The sequence below is a fragment of the Micromonospora sp. WMMA1923 genome (assembly GCF_049179195.1).
In the GTDB taxonomy this organism is placed as follows: Bacteria; Actinomycetota; Actinomycetes; order Mycobacteriales; family Micromonosporaceae; genus Micromonospora; species Micromonospora yangpuensis.
Genome location: NZ_JBMHLZ010000001.1, coordinates 3,975,611 through 3,996,388, shown reverse-complemented (window position 1 = coordinate 3,996,388; position 20,778 = coordinate 3,975,611). Strand labels below are relative to the sequence as shown.

Below are 20,778 nucleotides of genomic sequence, written 5' to 3'. Positions count from 1 at the left end.
CCCTTCCTTTCACCCCGCCCGCGCATCTGAAGGAGGACATCATGATCGATGTCACGCTGGAGTCGGTCAGCAAGCGCTTCGCGCGCGGCGGCGACACCGCAGCCGTGGACGACGTCGACATCACCATCGCCGCCGGGGAGTTCTTCACCCTGCTCGGCCCGAGTGGTTGCGGTAAGACCACCACGCTGCGGATGGTGGCCGGGTTCTACTTTCCCACCTCCGGCCGGATCCGGTTCGGCCAGGAGGACGTCTCCCGCCGCCCGCCGAACAAGCGGGACACCGGCATGGTGTTCCAGAACTACGCGCTCTTCCCGCACATGTCGGTCGGGCAGAACGTCGCGTACGGCCTGAAGATCCGCAAGGTCGGCCGGGCCGAGGCGAAGCGCCGGGTGGAGGAGGCCCTCGGTCAGGTGCACCTGGCCGGGTACGGCGGCCGGCGCATCGACGAGCTCTCCGGCGGTCAGCAGCAGCGGGTCGCGCTGGCCCGGGCGCTGGTCATCCGGCCCAAGACGCTGCTGCTGGACGAGCCGCTGTCCAACCTCGACGCCAAGCTGCGCGAGGAGACCCGGACCGAGATCCGCCGGATCCAGAAGGAGGCCGGCACCACCGGCATCTACGTCACCCACGACCAGGCCGAGGCGATGGCGATGTCCGACCGGATCGCGGTGATGGAGTCCGGCCGGGTGCAGCAGATCGGCGCCCCGCAGGAGATCTACCACCGGCCGGCGACCAGCTTCGTGGCCCGGTTCATCGGCCGCAGCAACGTGTTGAGCCTGCCGGTGGTCGCCGCCGCGGCGGAAAGCGTCACCGTCGGACTGCCCGAGGGCAGCGAGACCGCGGTCGCCGCACCCGCCGGGCACGGCCTGCGCGAAGGGGACACCGCCCTGGTCTCGGTCCGCCCCGAGCACATCGGCCTGACCTCGACCAGCGAGCCGGGCGCGCTGCCCGGCCTGGTCCGCGAGGTCGAGTTCACCGGGATGGCCACCAACCTGATCGTCGACGTCGCCGGCGAGGCGGTGCAGGTGGCCGCGATCGACGTACCGGCCGGGATCGCCGTCGACGACCAGGTCGGGCTGCGACTGACCCGGGAGCGGATGTGGGTGGTGCGGCCGTGACCGCTGTCCCCACCGCCGCCAACATCCCACCGGTCACCGAGGACCCCACCCCGGACGGCGGGTCGCGCCGGCCGCGGCTGGCCGACCGGTTCTCCGGCGGCAGCTACTCGCGCTGGTTCCCGTACCTGCTGGTCTTCCCGCTGGCCCTGATCCTCTTCGGGTACGTCGTGCAGCCGATGTTCGCCACCTTCGCGGAGAGCGTCGGGGTGGACGGGGTGGCCAACTACGGCAGGTTCCTCAGCGGCGAGGGGGTGGCCCGCTCCGCGCTGTTCACCTCGCTGGTCATCTCCGCGGCCAGCGTGCTGCTCTGCGGCATCGTCGGCGTGGCGATGGCCTTCCTGCTCAAGCGTTTCCAGTTTCCCGGCCGCCGGCTGATCGAGGCGATCATCCTGGTGCCGGCGGCGCTGCCGCCGCTGATCGGGGCGATCTCCTTCCAGCTGCTCTACAGCGAGACCGGCATCCTCCCGCGTGGCCTGCAGCAACTGCTCGGCACCGAGAGTCCGGTGCTGCCGTTCAGCGGCATCGCCGGGGTGCTGGTGGTGCACACCTTCACCATGTACCCGTTCTTCTACCTGGCCGCCTCGGCCGCGCTGGCCGGGATGGACCCCTCGGTGGAGGAGGCCGCCTACAACCTCGGCGCCGGTCGGGTCCGGGTCTGGCGGACGGTGCTGCTGCCGATGCTCACCCCGGCCCTGGTCTCCGCCTCGCTGCTGGTCTTCATGACCTCGCTGGCGTCGTACACCGCGCCGTTGTTGTTCGGGGTGGACCGGACGATGACCATGCAGATCTACATCAACCGGACCAACGGCGACCTGCCGATGGCCTCGACCTACGCCTCGGTGCTCGCGGTGGTCTCGGTGCTGTTCCTGCTGGGCATGCGCTGGTACGAGGGGCGGCGCAGCTACCGCTCCCAGTCCAAGGGGGTCGCCGCGCACCGTCGGGAGATCACCAACCCGTTCGGCAAGTGGCTCGCCCTGGCCGCCTCGATCCTGGCCACCATGGTCCTGCTGGCCCCGGTGGCGACCATCGGCCTGGTGGCGTTCTCCGAGGACGGCTCCTGGACGACCGAGGTGATCCCGTCCGCGTACACCTGGCAGAACTTCGTCACGATCTTCTCCGACCCGGACGCGTTCCAGCCCATCCTCAACTCGTTGCAGATGAGCCTGATCGCCACCGTCGGCTGCGTCGTGGTCGGCGTGCTGATCGCGTACGCGGTGCGCCGGCTGGACTTCCGCGGCCGGGCCCTACTGGACGTGGCGGTCATGCTGGCCTGGGCGCTGCCCGGCACGGTGGTCGCGATCAACCTGATCTCGGCGTTCAGCACCGGCAACGCGTTCAGCTTCGGTCAGGTGCTGATCGGCACCTTCTGGATCATGCCGCTGGCGTACTTCGTGCGGTTCCTGCCGCTGGTGTTCCGGTCCAGCTCGGCGACGCTTGCCCAGATCGACCCCTCGTTGGAGGAGGCGGCCCGCAACCTGGGTGCCTCCTGGGCGCGGGCGTTCGGCACGGTGACCCTGCGGCTGATGATCCCCGGGGTGGCCGCCGGCGCGCTGCTCGCCTTCGTCAACGGCGTCGGCGAGTTCGTCGCCTCGGTGCTGATCTACACCTCGCAGACCGCACCGATCTCGGTCGAGATCAACAACCGGATGTACTCGTTCGAGGTCGGCACCGCCGCGGCGTACGGCATGCTCCAGGTGGTGCTGATCTTCGTGGTGATGGTGGTCTCCGGCCGGCTGCAGTCCGGCCGGCAGGCCACCCGGGAGGCGGCGAAGTGGACGGCGTGAACCCTGCTCAGAGGTCCGGCCCGGCCGGCGGTGCCCCCGGTGCGGCCGGCGCGGCCGGCCCGGCCGGCGGTGCCCCCGGTGCGGCCGGTGCGGCCGGCCCGGCCGGCGGTGCTCCCGGTGCGGCCGGCGGAACTCCCGGCCCGGCCGGCCCGGCCGGTGGTGTCCTCGGCGGGGCCGGTGGGCTGGTTCCGGTCAGCCGGGTGCCCGGCGGTGAACTCGCGGCGGTCGCCGCCGCGGCGGACTTCGCGGTGCTGCCGGTCGGCGCGGTCGAGTGGCACGGCCCGCACCTGCCGCTCGGCACCGACCTCATCCTCGCCGAGGGCTTCGCGGCCGAGAGTGCCGGCAGCGGTTCTGCGGCCGAGAGTGCCGGCAACGGTTCTGCGGCCGAGAGCGCCGGCGACGGTTCTGCGGCCGAGAGCGCCGGCGACGGCGCCGGGCCGCGCGGGGTGCTCTTCCCGGCCGTGCCGTACGCGGCCTGCCCCGGACAGACCCGACCGTGGCCCGGCACCGTGGCGATCCGCCCGGAGATCGCGGTCGGCTACCTGGCCGACGTGATCGAGGGCATCGTCGCCACCGGCTTCTCCCGACTGCTGATCGTCAACGGTCACGACGCCAACATGTCCACCGTCCGGGCTGCGATGGAGTGGGTCTCCGGCCGGCGCACCGCCAGCCTGCTGCTGGTCAACTGGTTCCAGCTGGTCACCCCGGCGGAGACCACCGACCTCTACGGCGACCTGCCGGCGCGCGGCCACGGCGGCGCGTACGAGACCTCCGGGGTGCTCGGCTTCGACCCCGACGCGGTACGCCTCGACGCGGTCGAGGACCTGCCGCCGAAGCCGAAGCTGCCGGTGAGCCACCCGTACGTGCTGGTGGAGTCCCGACCCGATCCCTGGCAGGGCTGGTCCGGGCACATCTCGCTGGCCGACGAGGCCATCGGTCGGCGGGTCCGGCAGCTCGCCGGCGCCCGGCTCCGGGAGATCGTCGCCGCCTGGGTCGCCGCCCCGTCGCCGGCCGCCCCCACCGCCGACCCGCTGCCGACCGCCGGGCCGGAGGGGGCGTGACCATGGACCGCGGGCTCGACGTCGTCGACTTCCACCTGCACTTCCGGATCGCCGCCGACGAGACGATCCACGCCTGCGAGCAGGCCGCCGGGATGCACCCCGGCGGGGAGCACGACCGGGCCGTCCGTACCGCCGCCTCCGCGCCGCAGGCGCGGGCGTGGCGGCAGGCCTGGGGTTTTCCCGACCCGGAGCCGCCCGCGCCGCGCTGGCAGGACGAGGCCGATCGGTGGGCGCAGGAACTGCGGGCGGTACGCGTCCGGCGGGCGGTCTTCGTCACCGGCGGCGGCAACGACGCCGTGGCCGACGTGGTCGACCGCCATTCGGACCTGCTGCTCGGCTTCGCCCACCACGATCCGTACGCCCCCGACGCCGCCGCCGAGCTGGAGCGCGCGGTGACCGAACGGGGCCTGCGCGGGCTGAAGCTCTTCGCCCCGCTGCTGCGCGGCCCGCTGGACGGCGCCGACCTCGACCCGCTCTGGGGCACCGCCCAGCGCCTCGGCGTGCCGGTGCTGATCCATATCGGACATTACGGCAGTGCCGGTGGGCTCACCTTCGGCCGGTACGGCGGCCCCGAGGAGCTGGCCCGGATGGCCCGTCGCTTCCCCGAGCTGGCCGTGGTCGTCCCGCACTTCGGCGTGCAGTACGTCCAGGAGCTGCTCTTCGCCGCGTGGGGCTGCCCCAACATCCACGTCGACACCTCCGGGTCCAACCAGTGGGTGCGCTGGATGCCGTACAAGCTGACCCTGGAGGACCTTTTCCGCCGCTGCTACGAGACCATCGGGCCGCAGCGGATCGTCTTCGGCAGCGACTCGTCCTGGTTCCCGCGTGGCTACGTCACCCGCTACCTCGACGACCAGCTGCGGATCTGCCGGGAGCTGGGGCTGCCCGACGACCACCTGCGCGCGATCTTCGCCGGGAACGCCGAACGGCTGCTCGGCCTGACCGACTGACCGGCCGACCCCACCGCCGGGGCCGGCGATCCGAGTCGCCCCCCGGCCTGGAAGGAAGTAAGGATCCTCTGATGAGCACACCCGCGCTGACCACGTACCAGCGGCACCACCTGCGGCCCACCTACGACCACCACGTCGGGTACCTCTTCCCGGCGATGGTCCGGGCCAGCCAGGCGCACGTGGTGATGCTGACCGAGCAGGGCCTGGTGCCGGCCGACCGGGGGGCCCGGCTGCTGCGCGGGTTGGCCGAGCTGCGCGCCGACACCGCGCCCGCGCCGGACTTCGACGGCAGCTTCGAGGACACCTACTACCTGGTGGAGAAGCGACTCGCGGCAGCCTGCGGCATCCCCACCGGTGAGCTGGACGTGCAGATGGCGCGCAGCCGCAACGACCTCGACGCCGGGGTGTTCCGGATGCTCCTGCGCGACCAGCTGATCGGGGTGCTCGACCGGGTCCTCGCCACCGGGGCCACCGCCCTGGACGCCGCCCACCGGTACGCCGACGTGGTGATCACCGGCTACACCCACCGCCGCCCGGCCCAGCCCACCACCATCGGCCACGCCCTGACCGGGTACGCCGAGGCGCTGGCCGGTGAGGCCCTCGGCTACGCCGACCTGATCGACACGCTGAACACCTCGCCGCTGGGCTCCTGCGCCTTCGCCGGCACCGACCTGGACATCGCCCCCGCCCGGGTCGCCGAGCTGCTCGGCTTCGCCGCCCTGGTCACCAACTCGTACGAGGCGGTGGCCGGCGCCGACCACCTGGTCCAGGTGGGCACCCACAACGCCCGGTCCCTGGCCACCGGCGCCCGGCTGGCCCGGACCCTGATGGACTGGCTGAGCTGGCGCTGGGTGACCACCCCCGGCGACTTCACCCAGGGCAGCAGCATCATGCCGCAGAAGCGCAACCCGGTGGTGCTGGAACATCTGGTCTCCTACGCCGGTCAGGCCGCCGCCGACGCCGCCTCGGTGCTCAACAACGTCGGCGCGGCCTGGTGGGAGGACTCCAACAACGCCACCACCGACGTGCAGGTCCGGCTCTGGGAGAGCAACGACCGTGCCGACCGGTTCTTCGCCCTGCTCGGCGGCTTCCTCGCCGAGATCGAGCCACTGGAGCCACCGTCCGCGGCCGAGATCGTCGCCTCCGGGGCCACCACGACCGCCGCCGCCGACGCGCTCACCCGCCACGGCGTACCGTTCCGGGCCGCGCACTCGGTGGTCGGCCGGCTGGTCCGCGCCGGACAACCGGCAACCTGGACCGCCGAGACCGTCCGGCAGGCCGCCGAGGGACTTACCGCACCCCTGACCGACCACGCCGTCACCGACCTGATCACCGCCGCCGTCCAGCCGGCCCAGGTGCTGGACCGGGCCCAGGCCGACGGCCCGGGCATCGAGGCGGTCCGCACCCAGGTCCACCTGGTGCGCGCCCGGTTCGACCAGGTGTCCCGACGGCTGGCCGCCGTCCGCGAGCGGCTCGCCGCCGCCGACACCGCCCTCGACGCCACCGCCGAGGCGATGGCGGCCGGCCCCGACTCGGCCGGTTCTGGTGTGACGTCGGCCGGCTCTGGTGCGGCGACGGTCGGGCCGGCGTCGGCCGGCCCCGACTCGGCCGGGGCAGTGGTCCGATGACCAGTGTCCGGTTGCCGGGACGGTCGGCGGCGGTCGACAGCGGGGAACACGGGCTGCTGCTCGGCGTCGACTTCGGCGGCACCAAGATGGCCGTCGGGGTGGCCGACGGCCAGGGCCGGCTGCTCGCCCACGAGCGGGTGCCGACGCACGCCGAGCAGGGTGCGCCACAGGCCCTGGAGCGGGCCCTGACCCTCGCCGCGAAGCTGGTCGCCGCGCACGGCGGCACGGTCGACGCCGCCGGGATCGCCTCGCCCGGGGTGGTCCGCCCCGACGGCATCGACCTGGCTCCGAACGTGCCCGGCTGGGAACGCCTGCGGCTGGCCGAGGCGGTCCGGGCCCGGCTCGGGGTGGCCACCGTCGCCGTCGACAACGACCTGAACGCCGCAGCCCTGGCCGAGCTGCGCCTCGGTGCCCTGCGCGACGCCGACCCCGGCCTGGTCGTCGGGCTCGGCACCGGGGTCGCGGCAGCGGTGACGGTGCGCGGCATCGTGCTCGCCGGGCACCACGGCGCGGCCGGCGAGATCGGGTACGCCGTCAGTGGCACACCCTGGCCCGGAACCATGCTGGAGCTGGAGTTCTCCGGCCGGGCCCTGGACGGCCTCGCCGCCGAACTGGGCGTCGCCGGCGGCGCGGCGGGGCTCGCCGACCGCTCCGGGGCTCCGGGTGCCCTGCGTGCGGCGCTCCTGACCCGCCTCGACGAGCTGGCCCGACACCTGGTCACGTGCTGCCTGCTGCTCGATCCGCAGCGGGTGGTGCTGGTCGGTGGGGTGGCCGGCAGCGAGCTGATCCGGGGCTTGCTCACCGACCGGCTCACCGAGGTGCTGCCGCACCGCCCGGAGTTGGTGCTCTCCAGGTTCGCCGACGACGCCGCCCTGCTCGGTGCGGTCACCCTGGCCCGCGAGGCCGTCCCCGCCCAGGTGTAAGGAAGGGCCCCTTGTTAACGCTTTCGGTAGAGAGGGGTACCCCGCTCACCACCGCCCGTTAACAAGGGGCCCTTCCTTCACCGGGTCAGGTGGTGGCGGGCCACCGGGTCAGGTGATGGGGGCGAGGGTCCGGGCGGCCAGGCGGTAGCCCGGGACGACGTCCTCGATCTCCGCGAGGATGCTCTCGTTTGCGGTCAGCAGCACGGTCTGCTCACCGGCCCGCACCGCCAGGGCCCACTCCCGCTGCTTCTCGTCGAGATTTTCGCTGGTGGCGATCCAGGACACCTCGACCGCGTCGAAGGTGCCGGCCCGCACCGTCCGGTACTGCGCGTCGGTGACCTTGCTGCTCAGCTGCCCCGCCCCGGCCAGGTACGCCTCCAACGCCGGTCGGGGCTCGACCGTCGGCTGGGCCGCCGTCCACACCCGCAGGAAACCGGCGCTGTCCGGCCGACCGTCGATCTCGCAACGGGGGGTCGCACCGGTGATCTTAGCCAGCTCCTGGCCCAGGCCGTCTTCGCTGACCGGCTTGGCGGTCCGTCCCTTCACGACGTCGAAGGTGACCGGCAGTTCGCAGCCGCTGCCGGGGCCACCGACCGTGCCACCGGCCGCCGCCGGGGCGATCTCGTCGTGCCAGGGCGGACCGGCCGCGACCTGGCCGCTGGCCGACGGGGCCACCGATCCGACTGGGCCGTCCTCGCCTCCGGCGCAGCCGGTGATGACGGTCAGGGTGAGCGCGGCCAGTACGGCCACTCGTCGATGCATCTGGGTTCCTCGTCGATCCGCAGTGCCGCCGCGTCGGCGGCCGACGGACGTTAGCCCACCGAGGCACCGTCGCGCGGCCCTCCTGGCGCGGCCCTCCGCTCGGCGCGCCGGTGCACCGGTGACACCAGCGGGGGTGGTGCGCCGGCGACCTCAGCCGGGGCGGTGCGCCCGGAGCATCAGCGAGACCCCGGGCGCTGACCGCACCGGCAGGTACCGTTCGGCGGCGATGACGGTCCGCAGGCCGAGGTTGACCACCGGGTGAAGTTGGTCCAGGTCGCTGCCGGTGGAGCGGCGGCGCCGCCAGGCAGCGACCGGCCGCAGCAGCACGTTCCAGCTCCACAACTCGTCGACCACCAGCCCGGCCCGCTCCACCGTCGTTCGCAACGACTCCCGGTCGTACCGGCGGACGTGCCCCACCGCCACGTCGTGCGCCGACCACAGCCGCATGTCACACGGTACGGCGATCAGCGCGGTGCCGCCCGGACGGAGGGCCCGGTGGATCTCCGCGGCGGCCAGGTGGTCCTCGTCGACGTGCTCCAGGATGTCGAAGGCGACCACCAGGCCCAGGCTGGCCGTGGGCAGCGGCAGCCGCCGGGCGTCGGCGCGGATCACGTCCAGCCCTCGCTCCCGGGCCACCCCGGCACCCTCGACGCTGTACTCCAGGGCCACCGGCCGCCACCCGTGCGCCCGCAACACCCGGGTGTTCCCGCCGCCGGCCGCCCCGATGTCCAGCGCCCTGCTTGGCCGCTGCCCGGCCTCGGCCAGCCGGCGCAGCGCCCGCGCCAACAGGATCCGCCGCTCCCGGTACCACCAGTGGGTGTCCTCCAGGGCGGCCAACTTGCGGATCTCGGTCGCCTCCACGCGTACTCCTCGCGGTGTGTCTCCCGGGCGCTGGCGCACCTCGCCGTCGCATTGTGCCCCAGCCGGCGGGCTGGATTCAGAACGCGGGGGGTTTCGAGGTGGTCGGGGTGAGGATCCCACCGGCCCGGGTACGGACGGCGTGCGCGGCTGCCGCCGCGTTCCGGACCACCTTGTCGACGTCGTGGCTGACCACCGACCTGTTCCGTTTAACGATCCGACCGTCGATGAGTACCGTGTCGATGTTCGCCGGGGTGGCCGAGCGCACCACCGTCGACTCCAGGTCGCCGACGGGGGCGATGTTCAGGTCGTCGGCCCGGATCAGGATGATGTCGGCCCGCTTGCCGGGGGTGATCGACCCGGTGACCTTCTCCAGGCCGAGGGCCTTCGCGCCGTTGATGGTGGCCATCTCGATCGCCTGCCGGAACACTACCGCCGGCAGGTCGGCGGTGTCCGTACCCAGGTACGGGATACCCAGGTTCCAGGCCACGTTCATCGACTCGAACATGTTGATCGGGGCCAACGAGCTGGCGTCGAACGACAGCGAGACGGTGATCCCGGCGGCCAGCATCCGCAGCAGTTGGCCGTGGAACCCGCCGGCGGTGCCGAGCCGCAACTCGGAGTGCACCGAGAAGCTGACCGGTGCGCCGGTGCGGACCATCGCCTGCCGGTCCGCCTCGTCGAACGGCAGGGCGTGGCAGAGGAGGAAGTCCGGCCCGAGTACGCCCATCCGCTCCAGTTCGGCGGCGCGTACGGCGGTGGTGGGTCCCTGACCGGAGTGCACCGAGACAGGCAGTTTGCGCTTCTGCACCTCGGTCATCTCGACCAGGAAGTTCGCCAGCTGTCCCGGCCCGCGCAGGTTCACTCCCAGATGGACCAGGCCGTCAAACGGGGACCTGGTGCCGAACCAGGTACGGGTCACCCGGTCGATGTCGGCGAAGTCGATCGGTTGGGTGCCGGGCTGACCGTCCCGGTGCCCGTACGAGTAGCGGGCCCGGACCAGGCCGTCGGCGTGGGCGTGCAGCTCGGCGTCGGCGTACTCCGGGCCCCGGGTGTTGTGCGACCAGTTGTTGACCGTGGTGATGCCGGCGCTGGCGCACTCCACCAGACCCAGCAGCACGCTGTGGTAGAAGTCGTCCGGCCGGTACGCGGCGACGGTCGCCGATTTCGCGGCGAAGTACTCGAAACCGGTGGAGACGAAATTGCGGCCGAGGGCACTCCACATGTGATAGTGGGTTTCCACGAATCCGGGCATGGCGATCATGCGGGAGGCGTCGATCACTTTGGCGCCGCGGGGCGTGAGATTGGTGCCGACCTGGACGATCCGGCCGTCGCGTACCTCGATGTCGGCCTTGGCCCGGTTACCGATCGCCGGGTCGACGGAGACCAGCGCGGCCCCTTTGATCAGGTAGTGTCCTCGCGCCGGCTTCTTGCCGGGGCGGCTGTTCGGGGCGTGCGGGCCGGCGGCGGCGGTCGCCGGGGAACCGGCGAGAAACGGCGCGACGGCGGTGGCTCCGGCGGCGGCGAGAATCGCCCGCCGGCCGATCGGGTGCGCTGGAACAGGCCTGCCGCAATCGTCGAAAAGTGTCGTTCCGTCGATGTTCTGAGAATCGCCGTACGAAGGCTCGGGGGCCATGGGGGTATGCATGAGCGAAAGCTAGGAAGGGGTCGTTTCGGGCCGATCACACGCCGATGACCATGGAATGAAGTCGCTGGTCGGCCCGCGGTCTGGCACCCGGCCGACGACCGGGTGTGACGATGCGTGCCCTGCTCCTCGACCCACCGCCACCCACCCGGGCTCGGGCGTTAAGAAGGGCCCCCTGCTATACCGAAAGCGTTAGCAGGGGGCCCTTCCTTACCCCCCGTTAGAGGGGGATGTTGCCGTGGGCGCCGCGGGCGGCGGGGGCGGCGGCGAGGGCCTCGGCGATCCGTCGCCGGGTCTCCGCCGGCTTGATCACATCGTCGACCACGCCGATCTCCAGCGCCCGGTTCACCCCGCCGGCCACCTCGATCTGCTCGGCGATCAGCTGGGCGCGCAGCGCCTCGCGCTCCTCGGCGGGGGCGGCGGCGAGCTTCTTGCGGTGCAGGATGTTGACCGCGGCGCTGGCCCCCATCACCGCGACCTCCGCGTTCGGCCAGGCGAAGACCGCGGTCGCGCCGAGCGAGCGGGAGTTCATCGCGATGTACGCCCCGCCGTACGCCTTGCGGGTCACCAGGGTCACCCGCGGCACCACCGCCTCGGAGAAGGCGTGCAGCAGCTTCGCCCCGCGCCGGACCACGCCGTCCCACTCCTGACCCAGGCCGGGCAGGTAGCCGGGCACGTCCACCAGCACGATCAGCGGCACCCCGAGCGAGTCGCACATCCGCACGAACCGGGCCGCCTTCTCGGCGCTGGAGGCGTCGAGGCAGCCGCCGAGGCGCAGCGGGTTGTTGGCGATCACGCCGACCGTCCGGCCGGCGAACCGGCCGAGCGTGGTGACCACGTTCGGCGCCCACTTGGCGTGCAGCTCCACGCCGGGGGCGTCGAGCAGCGCCTTGACCACCGGCTTGACGTCGTAGGCCCGGTTGGTCTCGACCGGCATCTTCGCCGTCAGGTCGTGCCCGGTCTGGTCGCCGGCCACGTCGTCGGGGGAGAGCCGGCCCTGGTGGCCCAGGAGCGCGGCCAGTTTGCGCGACTCGGCAAGTGCCGCCGCGTCGTCGGCGCAGGTCACGTGCACCACGCCGGAGCGTCGGCCGTGCGCCTCGGGGCCGCCGAGGCGCTCCATGTCGACCTGCTCGCCGGTGACGCTGCGGACCACCTCGGGGCCGGTCACGAAGATCCGTCCACCGCCGCTCATCACCACGATGTCGGTGAGCGCCGGCCCGTAGGCCGCGCCACCGGCGGCCGGACCGAACACCACCGAGATCTGCGGTACCCGGCCGGAGGCCCGGACCATGGCGGCGAAGACCTGGCCGACGGCGTCGAGCGCGACCACGCCCTCGGCCAGTCGTGCGCCACCGGAGTGCCAGAGGCCGAGCACCGGCACCCGCTCCCGGACGGCGGTGTCGATCGCCTCCACGATGTGCCGGCACCCCTCGGTGCCCATCGCGCCGCCCATCCGGGTGGCGTCGGTGGCGTACGCGATGGCCGGCGTGCCCTCGATCTCACCGCGCGCGCAGAGCACCCCGGAGGTGTCCGGCGGAGCCAGCAGGCGCAGCGTGCCGGCGTCGAACAGGGCCCGCAGCCGGACCTGTGGGTCCCGGTGGTCGACCGTCGAGCTGTCAGCGGCGATGGCGGTGGTCGTCACTTGAGCCTCCAAGGCTGTGGTCTCAGGCCCGCGTGAAGACGAGAGCCACGTTGTGACCGCCGAAGCCGAACGCGTTGTTCAGTGCGGCGGGGATCTCCATGTGCCGCGCCTTGTGCGCGGCCACCTCCAGGTCGAGGTTCTCGTCCGGGTCGTCGAGGTTGATCGTCGGCGGCACCACGGAGTCCCGGATGGCCAGGATGGTGGCGATCGACTCCAGCGCGCCGGCCGCGCCGAGCAGGTGCCCGGTCATCGACTTGGTGGCCGTCAGCACCGGGTGGTCGCCGAGGGCCGCCCGCAGCGCGCCGATCTCCAGCATGTCCCCGACCGGGGTGGAGGTGGCGTGGGCGTTGACGTGCATGATGTCGGTCTTCGCCACGTCCGCGTCGGCGATCGCCTTCTTGATCGCGCGGATCGCGCCCTCGCCCTCGGCGTGCGGCTGCACGATGTCGTACGCGTCGGAGGTGACCCCCGCCCCGGCGAGCCGGGCGTAGACCTTGGCGCCCCGGGCGGCGGCGTGGTCGGCGCGTTCCAGGATCAGCACGCCGGCGCCCTCACCGAGCACGAAGCCGTCCCGGCCCTTGTCCCACGGGCGGGAGGCCCGCTCGGGGTCGTCGTTGCGGGTCGACATGGCCCGCATCGAGGCGAAACCGGCGATCGGCAGCGCATGGATGACCGCCTCGGTGCCGCCGGCCACCACCACGTCGGCCCGACCGGCGCGGATCAGGTCCAGGCCGAGCGAGATGGCTTCGGCGCCGGTGGCGCAGGCGCTGGCCACCGAGTGCACGCCGGCCTTCGCGCCCAGCTCCAGCCCCACCCAGGCGGCGGGGCCGTTGGGCATCAGCATCGGCACGGTGTGCGGGGAGACCCGCCGGGGACCGGAGGCCTCCAGGATGTCGTCCTGGTCGAGCAGGGTGATCGCGCCACCTATCCCGGAACCCACGCTCACCGCCAGCCGCTCCGGGTCCAGCCCGGAGTCGGCCAGCGCCGAGTCGGCCCAGGCCTGCCGGGCGGCGATCAGCGCGATCGCCTCGGACCGGTCCAGCCGGCGCAGCTTGACCCGGTCGATCAGCTCGGACGGGTCGACGGCGAGTTTGGCGGCGATCCGGACCGGCAGCTGGGCGGCCCACTCCTGGGTGAGGGCACCCACCCCGGAGCGGCCGGCGAGCATGGCGTCCCAGGTCGACGCGACGTCCCCGCCCAGCGGAGTGGTCGCGCCGATCCCGGTGACGACGACGTCGATACGGCTCATGTCAGGACTGCGCCTCGATGTAGCTGACCGCGTCACCGACGGTCTTCAGGTTCTGCACCTCGTTGTCCGGGATCTTGACGCCGAACTTCTCCTCGGCGGCGACCACGACCTCCACCATGGAGAGCGAGTCGACGTCCAGGTCGTCGGTGAAGGACTTCCCCTCGGCCACGTCGTCCGGGTTCACCCCGGCCACCTCTTCCAGGATCTCGGCGAGGCCGGTGGTGATCTCGTCACGGGTCATTGCGGTTGGTTCCTCTCATAGCGGTTCAACTCCACGGTCGGCGACGCCGACCGGCACGCTCCGGTGCGTACGCTCCGGAGTGAGCATCGGGACCTCACGGCGGGCGCCGGAGGCTCGGGGGCACATCTCAGGGGCAGCGGACTACCTGACCGGCGTAGGTCAGGCCGCCACCGAAGCCGAACAGCAGGACCGGCGCGCCGGCCGGCACCTCCCGGCGCTCCACCAGCTTGGACAGGGCCAGCGGCACGCTCGCCGCCGAGGTGTTGCCGGACTCGACGATGTCCTTGGCGACGACCGCGTTGGGCATGCCGAGTCGACGGGCGATGCCGTCGATGATCCGGGTGTTGGCCTGGTGCGGCACGAACGCGGCGATCTCCTCCGGGTCCACCCCGGCCCGCTCACAGGCCTGCCGGGCCAGCGGGGCCAGCGAGGTGGTGGCCCAGCGGAACACCGACTGGCCCTCCTGCCGCACGTACGGGCGCCAGCCCTCGATGCGTACCGCGTCGCTCTTCTCCGGCACCGAGCCCCAGACCACCGGGCCGACCCCGGGGGCCTCGTCCTCGGCGGTGGCGGTCAGCACCGCGGCGCCCGCGCCGTCGGCGAAGATGATGCAGGTCGAACGGTCGGTCCAGTCGACGAAGTCGGAGAGCTTCTCGGCGCCGATGACCAGCGCGTTGCGGGACGCCCCGGCGCGGATCGCGTGGTCGACCGTGCCGAGGGCGTACGCGAAGCCGGAGCAGGCGGTGTTGATGTCGTACGCCCCGGGCGCGTTGATGCCGAGCTTGCCGGCGACCCGGCAGGCCACGTTCGGGCTGCGGTCGATCGCGGTGCAGGTGGCCACCACGACCAGGTCGATGTCGGCGGCGGTCAGCCCGGAGTTGGCCAGGGCCTTCGCCGCGGCGGCGGCGGCCATGTCGCTCACCGTCTCACCGTTCTCGGCGATCCGCCGGCTGACGATGCCGACCCGGTCCCGGATCCACTCGTCGTTGGTCTCGACCAGTTGGGCGATCTCGTCGTTGGTCACCACCTGGGACGGCTGGTAGTGCCCGAGCGAGACGATCCGACTGCCAGTCATACCTGACCTCCGATGCGGGCGAGCGGCTGCCCGGGAGCGACCGGATCGTCGTGGTGGGCGAGCCATTCGGTGAGCGTTCCGCTGCCGTGCGCGGTCACCTCGACCGCTCCCTGTCGGGTGGTGATCTGGCCGATGACCTGGCCGGTGCGCAGGTCGGTGCCCTCGGTGAGCTCTTCGGCCGGCTGGAAGGTGCCCGCGGCGGGGGCCACCACCACCCGGAAGGCGATGGTCGGCTCGTGCCCGGGGGCGCTGCCGTGCCGGGCGATCAGGGCCCAGGCGGCGGGCAGGTCGTCCGGGGTGTTCAGGGTGACGATCTCCGGCGCGCCGGCGCCCTTGAGCTCCCGCTTGACCATTCCGGCGAGGGTGCCGGCCGGCGGCAGCTCCAGCACACCGGTCACCCCGAGGTCGGCCAGGGTACGCATGCACAGGTCCCACCGGACTCCGGCGGTGACCTGGCGGACCAGCCGCTGCACCATGTCCCGGCCGTGGTTGACCGCCGAGCCGTCGAGGTTGGACAGCAGGATCCGACCGGGGTCGGCGGGGGTGATGCCGGCGGCCACCATGGCGAGGGCCTCCTCGGCCGGGGCCATGTACGGGGTGTGGAACGCCCCCGCCACCTGCAACCGGACGACCCGGGTCTTGGCCGGCGGGTCGGCGGCGAGCTTCTCCAGCCCGGCGACGGCACCGGCGGCGACGATCTGACCGCTGCCGTTGCGGTTGGCCGCGTGCAGCCCGGTCGCCTCGATCGCGGCGAGCACCTCGGCCGGGTCGCCGCCGAGCAGCGCGGCCATCCCGGTGGGCTCCAGCGCGCAGGCGGCGGCCATCTCCCGGCCGCGTACCCCGGCGAGGGTGACGGCCGCCTCGGCCGGCAGCACGCCGGCCAGCGCCGCGGCGGCCAGCTCACCGACGCTGTGCCCGGCGGTCACCTGCACGTCGTGCATGGGCAGGTGTTCCGCGGCGAGCAGGGCCGCGGCGACCAGCAGTGGCTGGGTGCGTGCGGTGTCCTTGATCTCGTCGGCGTCCGCCGTGGTGCCGAGGCGGACCAGGTCGACCCCGGCCAGCGCCGACCACCAGCGCAGTCGTGCCTCGGTGCCGGTGAGATCGAGCCAGGGGGTCAGGAAGCCGGGTTTCTGGGAACCCTGGCCGGGTGAGAGTACGGCGAGCACGACTACGACTCTTCCGGATACTCGACGGCCGCGCCCTGTCGACAGGCACCAAACCGCACTAGAAGGTTTGGAGGGATCCTACAAATATTAGCGTTGATCATCAGATTTTTGGGGCGTTTTGTCGCCCATCGGGTTTGTTGCCGGGTTGACCGGCAGCGGATCCAACCGGCCCACGACCAACGCGATCTGGAGCGTGAACGCGTCCCGGGGCGTCAGCGGCGAGAAGCCCGTCACGTCGCCGATCCGCCGCAACCGGTAGCGGACCGTGTTCGGGTGCACGAACAACGCGCGGGCCGCACTCTCCAACGTCCCGCCGGCGGCCAGGAACGCGTCCAGGGTCTCCAGCAGCTCGCCACCGGCGCGCACCAGGGTCGCGTACACGTCGTGGCGCAGCCGGCGACGGGCCTCGGCGTCGCCGGCCAGGGCCCGCTCCGGCAGCAGGTCCGCCGCCGGCACCGGGCGGGGCGCACCCGGCCACGCCGGTGCGGCCCGGAACCCGGCCAGCGCGGCCCGCGCCGACTCCGTCGCCCCGTCCAGACTCGGCACCGCCGGACCCACCACCACCGGTCCGGCCCCGAACGCGGTCGACAGCTTCTCGGTGGCCGCCACCGGATCGGCGGCACCACCGAGCACGATCACCAACCGGTCGCCGTGCACACCACCGATCACCTCGACACCGATCCGGCGGGCCTGCCGGTACACCGTGTGCAGCACCGCCGTCACCTCGCCGCCGGGGGAGCGGCCCACCGCCACCGCCACCGGCGGCGCGTCCGTCCAGCCCAGCGCCGCCGCCCGGCTGGCCAGCACGTCCGGCGAGTCGCCCCGGAGCAACGCGTCGACCAGCAGCGCCTGCAGCCGGGCGTCCCAGGCACCCCGGGACTCGGCGGCGCGGGCGTACACCCGGGCGGCGGCGAAGGCGATCTCCCGGCTGAAGCGCAGCATCACCTCGCGTAGCTGCTGCTCCTCGCCCGGCGCGGCCAGGTGCCCGACCTGTTCCTCCACCACGTCGATGGTGACCTTCACCAGGGCGACGGTCTGCTGGAGGCTGATCGAGCGGGCCAACGCCTGGGGAGCGGTGGCGAAGACCTCGTCGGAGACCTCCTGGCTGCTGTCCGCCGTGCCACCGCCGTCGCGCAGCCACTGCACCAGGGACCGGACGCCGGCCTGGGCGACCAGCATCACCCAGGCGCGCTGGTCGGCCGGGAGCGCCCGGAACCAGGGCAGCGCTTCGTCCATCCGGCTCACGCTCGCGGTGGCCAACGCGCCCGCGGACCGTTCGATCCGCCGCAGCGTGGCCGACAACTCCGGACCATCCGTGCCCATCCCACCACCCTTGCACCCGTGCCGTCACCGCGCCGACCAGGGGGTCCGCCAGTCAGCCGCCGGTCAGCCGCCGCTCGGCCGTCGCGCAGCCGTCGCTCGGCCGTCGCGCAGCCGTCGCTCGGCCGTCGCTCAGCCGGCGGGCTCCGGCAGGCGCAGCTCCCGGGCCAGGATGGCCGCCTGAACCCGGCTGCGTAACTCCAGTTTGGCCAGGATCCGGCTGACGTGCGTCTTGGTAGTGCTCTCCGCCATCGACAGCCGGGCGGCGGTCTGCTGGTTGGACAGGCCGAGCCCCAGGCAGGCCAGCACGTCCCGCTCCCGGGGGGTCAGCGCGTCGACCGCCGCCCGGCCCGCCGTCGACGGGCCCGGTGAGGTGGCCGCGAAGGCGCCGATCAACGTGCGGGTCACCGCCGGGGCGATGGTCCCCTCACCGCGCGCCACCGTCCGCACCGCCGCCACCAGCCCCGCCGCGTCGGTGTCCTTGAGCAGGAAGCCGGCTGCCCCCGCCCGGAGCGCGCCGAAGACGTACTCGTCGAGGTCGAAGGTGGTCAGCACCAGCACGTCGGCCAGGTGTTCGGCGACGATCTGGCGGGTCGCCGAGATGCCGTCCAGCACCGGCATCCGGATGTCCAGCACCGCCACGTCCGGCCGCAGCGACCGGCAGAGCCGCACCGCCGCCCGGCCGTCGGCGGCCTCCCCGACCACCTCGACCTCCGGCGTGGCGTCCAGGATCAACGCCAGCCCGGCCCGGACCGCCGGCTGGTCGTCGGCGAGCACCACCCGCACCGTCGTACCCGTCGGGTCGGTCACGTCGCCTCCGTCGTCGGTAGTTCGGCGCGTACCCGCCACTGCCCGTCCTCGGCCGCCGCGGAGAACCGGCCGGCCAGCAGCACCGTCCGTTCCCGCATCCCGATCAGGCCGGCGCCCGCGCCGGGCAGACCGTCGGGCCCGTCGCGCACCGGGTTGGTCACCGTCACCACCACCGACCCCATCCGGTACGCGACCAGCAGTTCCGCCTCCCCACCGCCGTGCTTGAGCGCGTTGGTGAGTGACTCCTGCACGATCCGGTACCCGGCCAGGTCGACCGCGACCGGCACCCGTCGGGCCGTTCCGGTGACCCGTTCCCGCACCGTCAGACCGGCCGCCCTGGCCCGGTTCACCAGCACCGGCACCTCACTGAGCCGGGCCCGGACCGCCTCGTCGGCCGGCGCCCTCGCGTGGTCGGCCGGCGGCACCGCCTCGCAGGCCGGCTCCCGGAGCAGCCCGATCATCTGCCGCATCTCGGCCAACCCCTGCACGCTGTTCTCCCGGATGACCCGCAACGCGGAGTCGACGCGCGCCCGGTCCAGCCCCGGCACCGACAACACCGCGGTGGCGTGGATGGCCACCGCGCTGAGGTGGTTGGCGACCACGTCGTGCAGTTCCCGGGCCATCCGGGAACGTTCGGCGTTGACCGCCTGCCGCCGGTCCAGCTCGGCCAGCCGGGCGGTCTGCTCGGCCCGTTGCCGCTCGGCGATCGCGCGGCCCTGTTCGGCGGTGGCCCGCTCTCGCTCGGCGGTGGCCCGTTCCCGTTCGACGGCGGCCTGGTCGCGGTACTGCCGCACGCTCGTCCCGGTCAACACCGGCAGCAGCCCGACCAGGGCCACCAGGACGCCCAGCCCCAGCGTCCGCCAGTCCCGCAACAGCACGACTCCGGCCAGCGGAACCGCGACGGTCAGCCCGACGGTCACCCCGAGCAGCCGCCGCCAGAGTCGCACCGAGCCGTACACGCAGGAGTCGTAGAGCACCTGGGTGTAGATGATCGAGGTGGCCACCGAGCCGCCCAGCACCAGGTCGCCGAGGAGCGCCACGGTGCCCAACGCCAGACCGGTGCGGGTGGCCACCCGGCGCAGCGCCACCGCCACGCAGACCGCCGCCAGCGGCACCAGGAACCACCCCACCGGCACCGCCGGCCGCCAGCCGAGGTCGGCCCGGAAGTCGATCCCGTGCATGATCAGTCCGCCGGCCAGTGAGACGCCGGCCAGCGCCAGGTCCCGCCCCCGGGTCGCCGGCGGGGGCCACGGCAGTGCGCGCACGGGGCCGATCACACCACACCGGCCGGGGGCCCACCTCCGTCATCTGGACGATGCCGGGCCCGCGCGCCTACTCCCTTCGACCCACCCCGTCCCCGGTCTACCGGGGGACCGGGTGGGCGGGGGCCGGGTGGGTGGGTCGGACCGGGCCAGTACGGTGACAGGGCACGTCGGGGCAACCCGTCCGGCGAGGGAACGTGAGGAGACCGCCGATGGCGCACGGGGAGGCCGAGCACGGCTGCGCCCAGGGTGAGACCTGCCGGCCGGGCCAGCACGAGCAGTCGACGGGGGCGAAGCACCACCGCCGGACGGCCGGCGGGCCGCCGTACCCCGGTGAGCCGATCCCCGAGCGTGCCGACGAGGAGCCGACGGTGCCCCGACAGCGCGTTGCCGAACCGCCCACCGTGGCCGACCCCGCGTCGACGGCCGAGCAGGGTTGCCTCAGCGATCTGCCGGGCTGGGCCGGGGCCCACCGGCACGGCCCGGTGCGGCCCCGCCGCCGGGGCGGCCGGCGGGAACGGCCACCCCAGCGCTGGTGCTGACCGTCGCCTCAGCGGGTGCGACGACGGACGAGCAGCGCGATGCCGGCGAGCCCGGCGGTGATCGTCACCACCACGGCCACGTTGAGCAGCAACAACCGCTGCAACGCACCCATGCTCTCGTTGATGCTCTTGCTCGGGTCCAGCGAGTCGTCCGGGATCACCCGCTCGCCGCCACCGATACCACCGGTCAACGTGTCGAGCTGCCGCTCCAGCGGCACCCCGGCGATCCGCAGCGTCTCCGACATGTTCAGCCGCCCGAGGAACCAGCCGGCACCGGTCTTGCGGCCGTCGGGCTGCTTGGCCGGGCGGTGGATCCGGGGGCCGCCGTTCGCTCGCGGGTAGAGGTCGTACGTCTGCTTGGGAACGTCCCCGGCGAGCACCACGACGGTGTACTTCGGACCGAGGTCGGCAGCCTTGGGACCCTTGCTCTGCCCGGTCGCGCGGCTCAGCCAGTTGACCTGGTCGATGACGGCGACCACGTGGGCATGCCGGTCGCTCTCGCGCAGCCGCAGCGGCTCGGTGATCCCGACGCCGGTGATGTCCACGCCAGCCGGTGGCGGCTTCGGCTTCGGCGCGGCCTGCGCCGGGTGGGACAGGCTCGGCGCGGCCTGCGCCGCGCTGGACAGGCCCAGGGAGAGGCTAGCTCCCAGCAGCACTCCGGTCAGTACCTTCAACAGCCGGCTCGTCCTGTCGAACACCGCCGCCTCCTCGCCCCGTCGATGGATGGCTTTGCTGCATGGTCACG

At 73.2% G+C, this 20,778-nt stretch carries 19 protein-coding genes; 7 read left to right on the top strand and 12 right to left on the bottom strand.

The window, feature by feature from the left end; translation table 11 throughout:
• The first annotated feature begins 41 nt into the window (after positions 1 to 41).
• The 6 genes from ACN28G_RS17915 (at position 42) to ACN28G_RS17890 (ending at position 7,461) form a co-directional block, all read left to right on the top strand.
• Positions 42 to 1,115, top strand: coding sequence for an ABC transporter ATP-binding protein (locus ACN28G_RS17915; RefSeq protein ID WP_421479823.1), 1,074 nt, complete (start codon positions 42 to 44; stop codon positions 1,113 to 1,115).
• Entirely contained in the window at positions 1,112 to 2,899 is a 1,788-nt protein-coding gene (locus ACN28G_RS17910) for an ABC transporter permease (protein ID WP_421479821.1), read from the top strand. Before ACN28G_RS17915 ends, ACN28G_RS17910 begins: the two co-directional genes overlap by 4 nt.
• Entirely contained in the window at positions 2,896 to 3,960 is a 1,065-nt protein-coding gene (locus ACN28G_RS17905; RefSeq protein ID WP_421479819.1) for a creatininase family protein, read from the top strand. Before ACN28G_RS17910 ends, ACN28G_RS17905 begins: the two co-directional genes overlap by 4 nt.
• A gap of 2 nt (positions 3,961 to 3,962) precedes the next feature.
• Positions 3,963 to 4,910 (top strand): amidohydrolase family protein, encoded by a 948-nt coding sequence (locus tag ACN28G_RS17900; protein WP_421480931.1) that lies wholly within the window; start codon positions 3,963 to 3,965, stop codon positions 4,908 to 4,910.
• Positions 4,911 to 4,981: 71 nt separating this feature from the next.
• Positions 4,982 to 6,538 carry an argininosuccinate lyase gene (locus tag ACN28G_RS17895; RefSeq protein ID WP_421479817.1) on the top strand — a complete coding sequence of 519 codons (1,557 nt, stop codon included), beginning with the start codon at positions 4,982 to 4,984 and terminating at the stop codon, positions 6,536 to 6,538.
• Complete coding sequence (locus tag ACN28G_RS17890) at positions 6,535 to 7,461, top strand: ROK family protein (RefSeq protein ID WP_421479816.1); 927 nt, start codon at positions 6,535 to 6,537, stop codon at positions 7,459 to 7,461. Before ACN28G_RS17895 ends, ACN28G_RS17890 begins: the two co-directional genes overlap by 4 nt.
• Positions 7,462 to 7,569: 108 nt before the next feature.
• On the opposite strand, the gene ACN28G_RS17885 is transcribed toward ACN28G_RS17890, so the two are convergent.
• From ACN28G_RS17885 to ACN28G_RS17835, 11 genes are all read right to left on the bottom strand, one after another.
• On the bottom strand, positions 7,570 to 8,223 hold the full coding sequence (locus ACN28G_RS17885) for a lipoprotein (RefSeq protein ID WP_139135736.1): 654 nt from the start codon (positions 8,221 to 8,223) through the stop codon (positions 7,570 to 7,572).
• Positions 8,224 to 8,373: 150 nt separating this feature from the next.
• Entirely contained in the window at positions 8,374 to 9,084 is a 711-nt protein-coding gene (locus ACN28G_RS17880; RefSeq protein ID WP_091441695.1) for a class I SAM-dependent methyltransferase, read from the bottom strand.
• A gap of 76 nt (positions 9,085 to 9,160) precedes the next feature.
• Positions 9,161 to 10,729: an amidohydrolase family protein gene (locus ACN28G_RS17875; RefSeq protein ID WP_421479813.1), complete on the bottom strand. Its 1,569-nt coding sequence runs from the start codon at positions 10,727 to 10,729 to the stop codon at positions 9,161 to 9,163.
• Between the two features lie 217 nt (positions 10,730 to 10,946).
• Entirely contained in the window at positions 10,947 to 12,368 is a 1,422-nt protein-coding gene (locus tag ACN28G_RS17870; protein WP_091441690.1) for an acyl-CoA carboxylase subunit beta, read from the bottom strand.
• 22 nt (positions 12,369 to 12,390) lie between these two features.
• Positions 12,391 to 13,617: a beta-ketoacyl-ACP synthase II gene (gene fabF / locus ACN28G_RS17865; RefSeq protein WP_091441687.1), complete on the bottom strand. Its 1,227-nt coding sequence runs from the start codon at positions 13,615 to 13,617 to the stop codon at positions 12,391 to 12,393.
• Position 13,618: 1 nt separating this feature from the next.
• The gene (locus ACN28G_RS17860; RefSeq protein ID WP_053653162.1) at positions 13,619 to 13,858 is read right to left on the bottom strand and encodes an acyl carrier protein; all 240 of its coding nucleotides are present in this window, start codon (positions 13,856 to 13,858) and stop codon (positions 13,619 to 13,621) included.
• Between the two features lie 127 nt (positions 13,859 to 13,985).
• Entirely contained in the window at positions 13,986 to 14,933 is a 948-nt protein-coding gene (locus tag ACN28G_RS17855; RefSeq protein WP_091441685.1) for a beta-ketoacyl-ACP synthase III, read from the bottom strand.
• Entirely contained in the window at positions 14,930 to 16,099 is a 1,170-nt protein-coding gene (locus ACN28G_RS17850) for an acyltransferase domain-containing protein (RefSeq protein WP_421479810.1), read from the bottom strand. The genes ACN28G_RS17855 and ACN28G_RS17850 overlap by 4 nt, the downstream gene beginning before the upstream one ends.
• An 87-nt stretch (positions 16,100 to 16,186) precedes the next feature.
• Positions 16,187 to 17,422, bottom strand: a complete 1,236-nt coding sequence (locus ACN28G_RS17845) for a PucR family transcriptional regulator (RefSeq protein ID WP_421479808.1) — start codon at positions 17,420 to 17,422, stop codon at positions 16,187 to 16,189.
• Between the two features lie 129 nt (positions 17,423 to 17,551).
• Positions 17,552 to 18,229: a response regulator gene (locus ACN28G_RS17840; protein ID WP_421479806.1), complete on the bottom strand. Its 678-nt coding sequence runs from the start codon at positions 18,227 to 18,229 to the stop codon at positions 17,552 to 17,554.
• Positions 18,226 to 19,494: a sensor histidine kinase gene (locus tag ACN28G_RS17835; RefSeq protein ID WP_421479804.1), complete on the bottom strand. Its 1,269-nt coding sequence runs from the start codon at positions 19,492 to 19,494 to the stop codon at positions 18,226 to 18,228. Before ACN28G_RS17835 ends, ACN28G_RS17840 begins: the two co-directional genes overlap by 4 nt.
• A 209-nt stretch (positions 19,495 to 19,703) precedes the next feature.
• Here ACN28G_RS17835 and ACN28G_RS17830 point away from each other — a divergent pair, with 209 nt between their 5' ends.
• Complete coding sequence (locus ACN28G_RS17830) at positions 19,704 to 20,033, top strand: hypothetical protein (protein ID WP_421479802.1); 330 nt, start codon at positions 19,704 to 19,706, stop codon at positions 20,031 to 20,033.
• Between the two features lie 8 nt (positions 20,034 to 20,041).
• On the opposite strand, the gene ACN28G_RS17825 is transcribed toward ACN28G_RS17830, so the two are convergent.
• The gene (locus ACN28G_RS17825) at positions 20,042 to 20,731 is read right to left on the bottom strand and encodes a hypothetical protein (RefSeq protein ID WP_091441670.1); all 690 of its coding nucleotides are present in this window, start codon (positions 20,729 to 20,731) and stop codon (positions 20,042 to 20,044) included.
• Between the last annotated feature and the right edge of the window lie 47 nt (positions 20,732 to 20,778).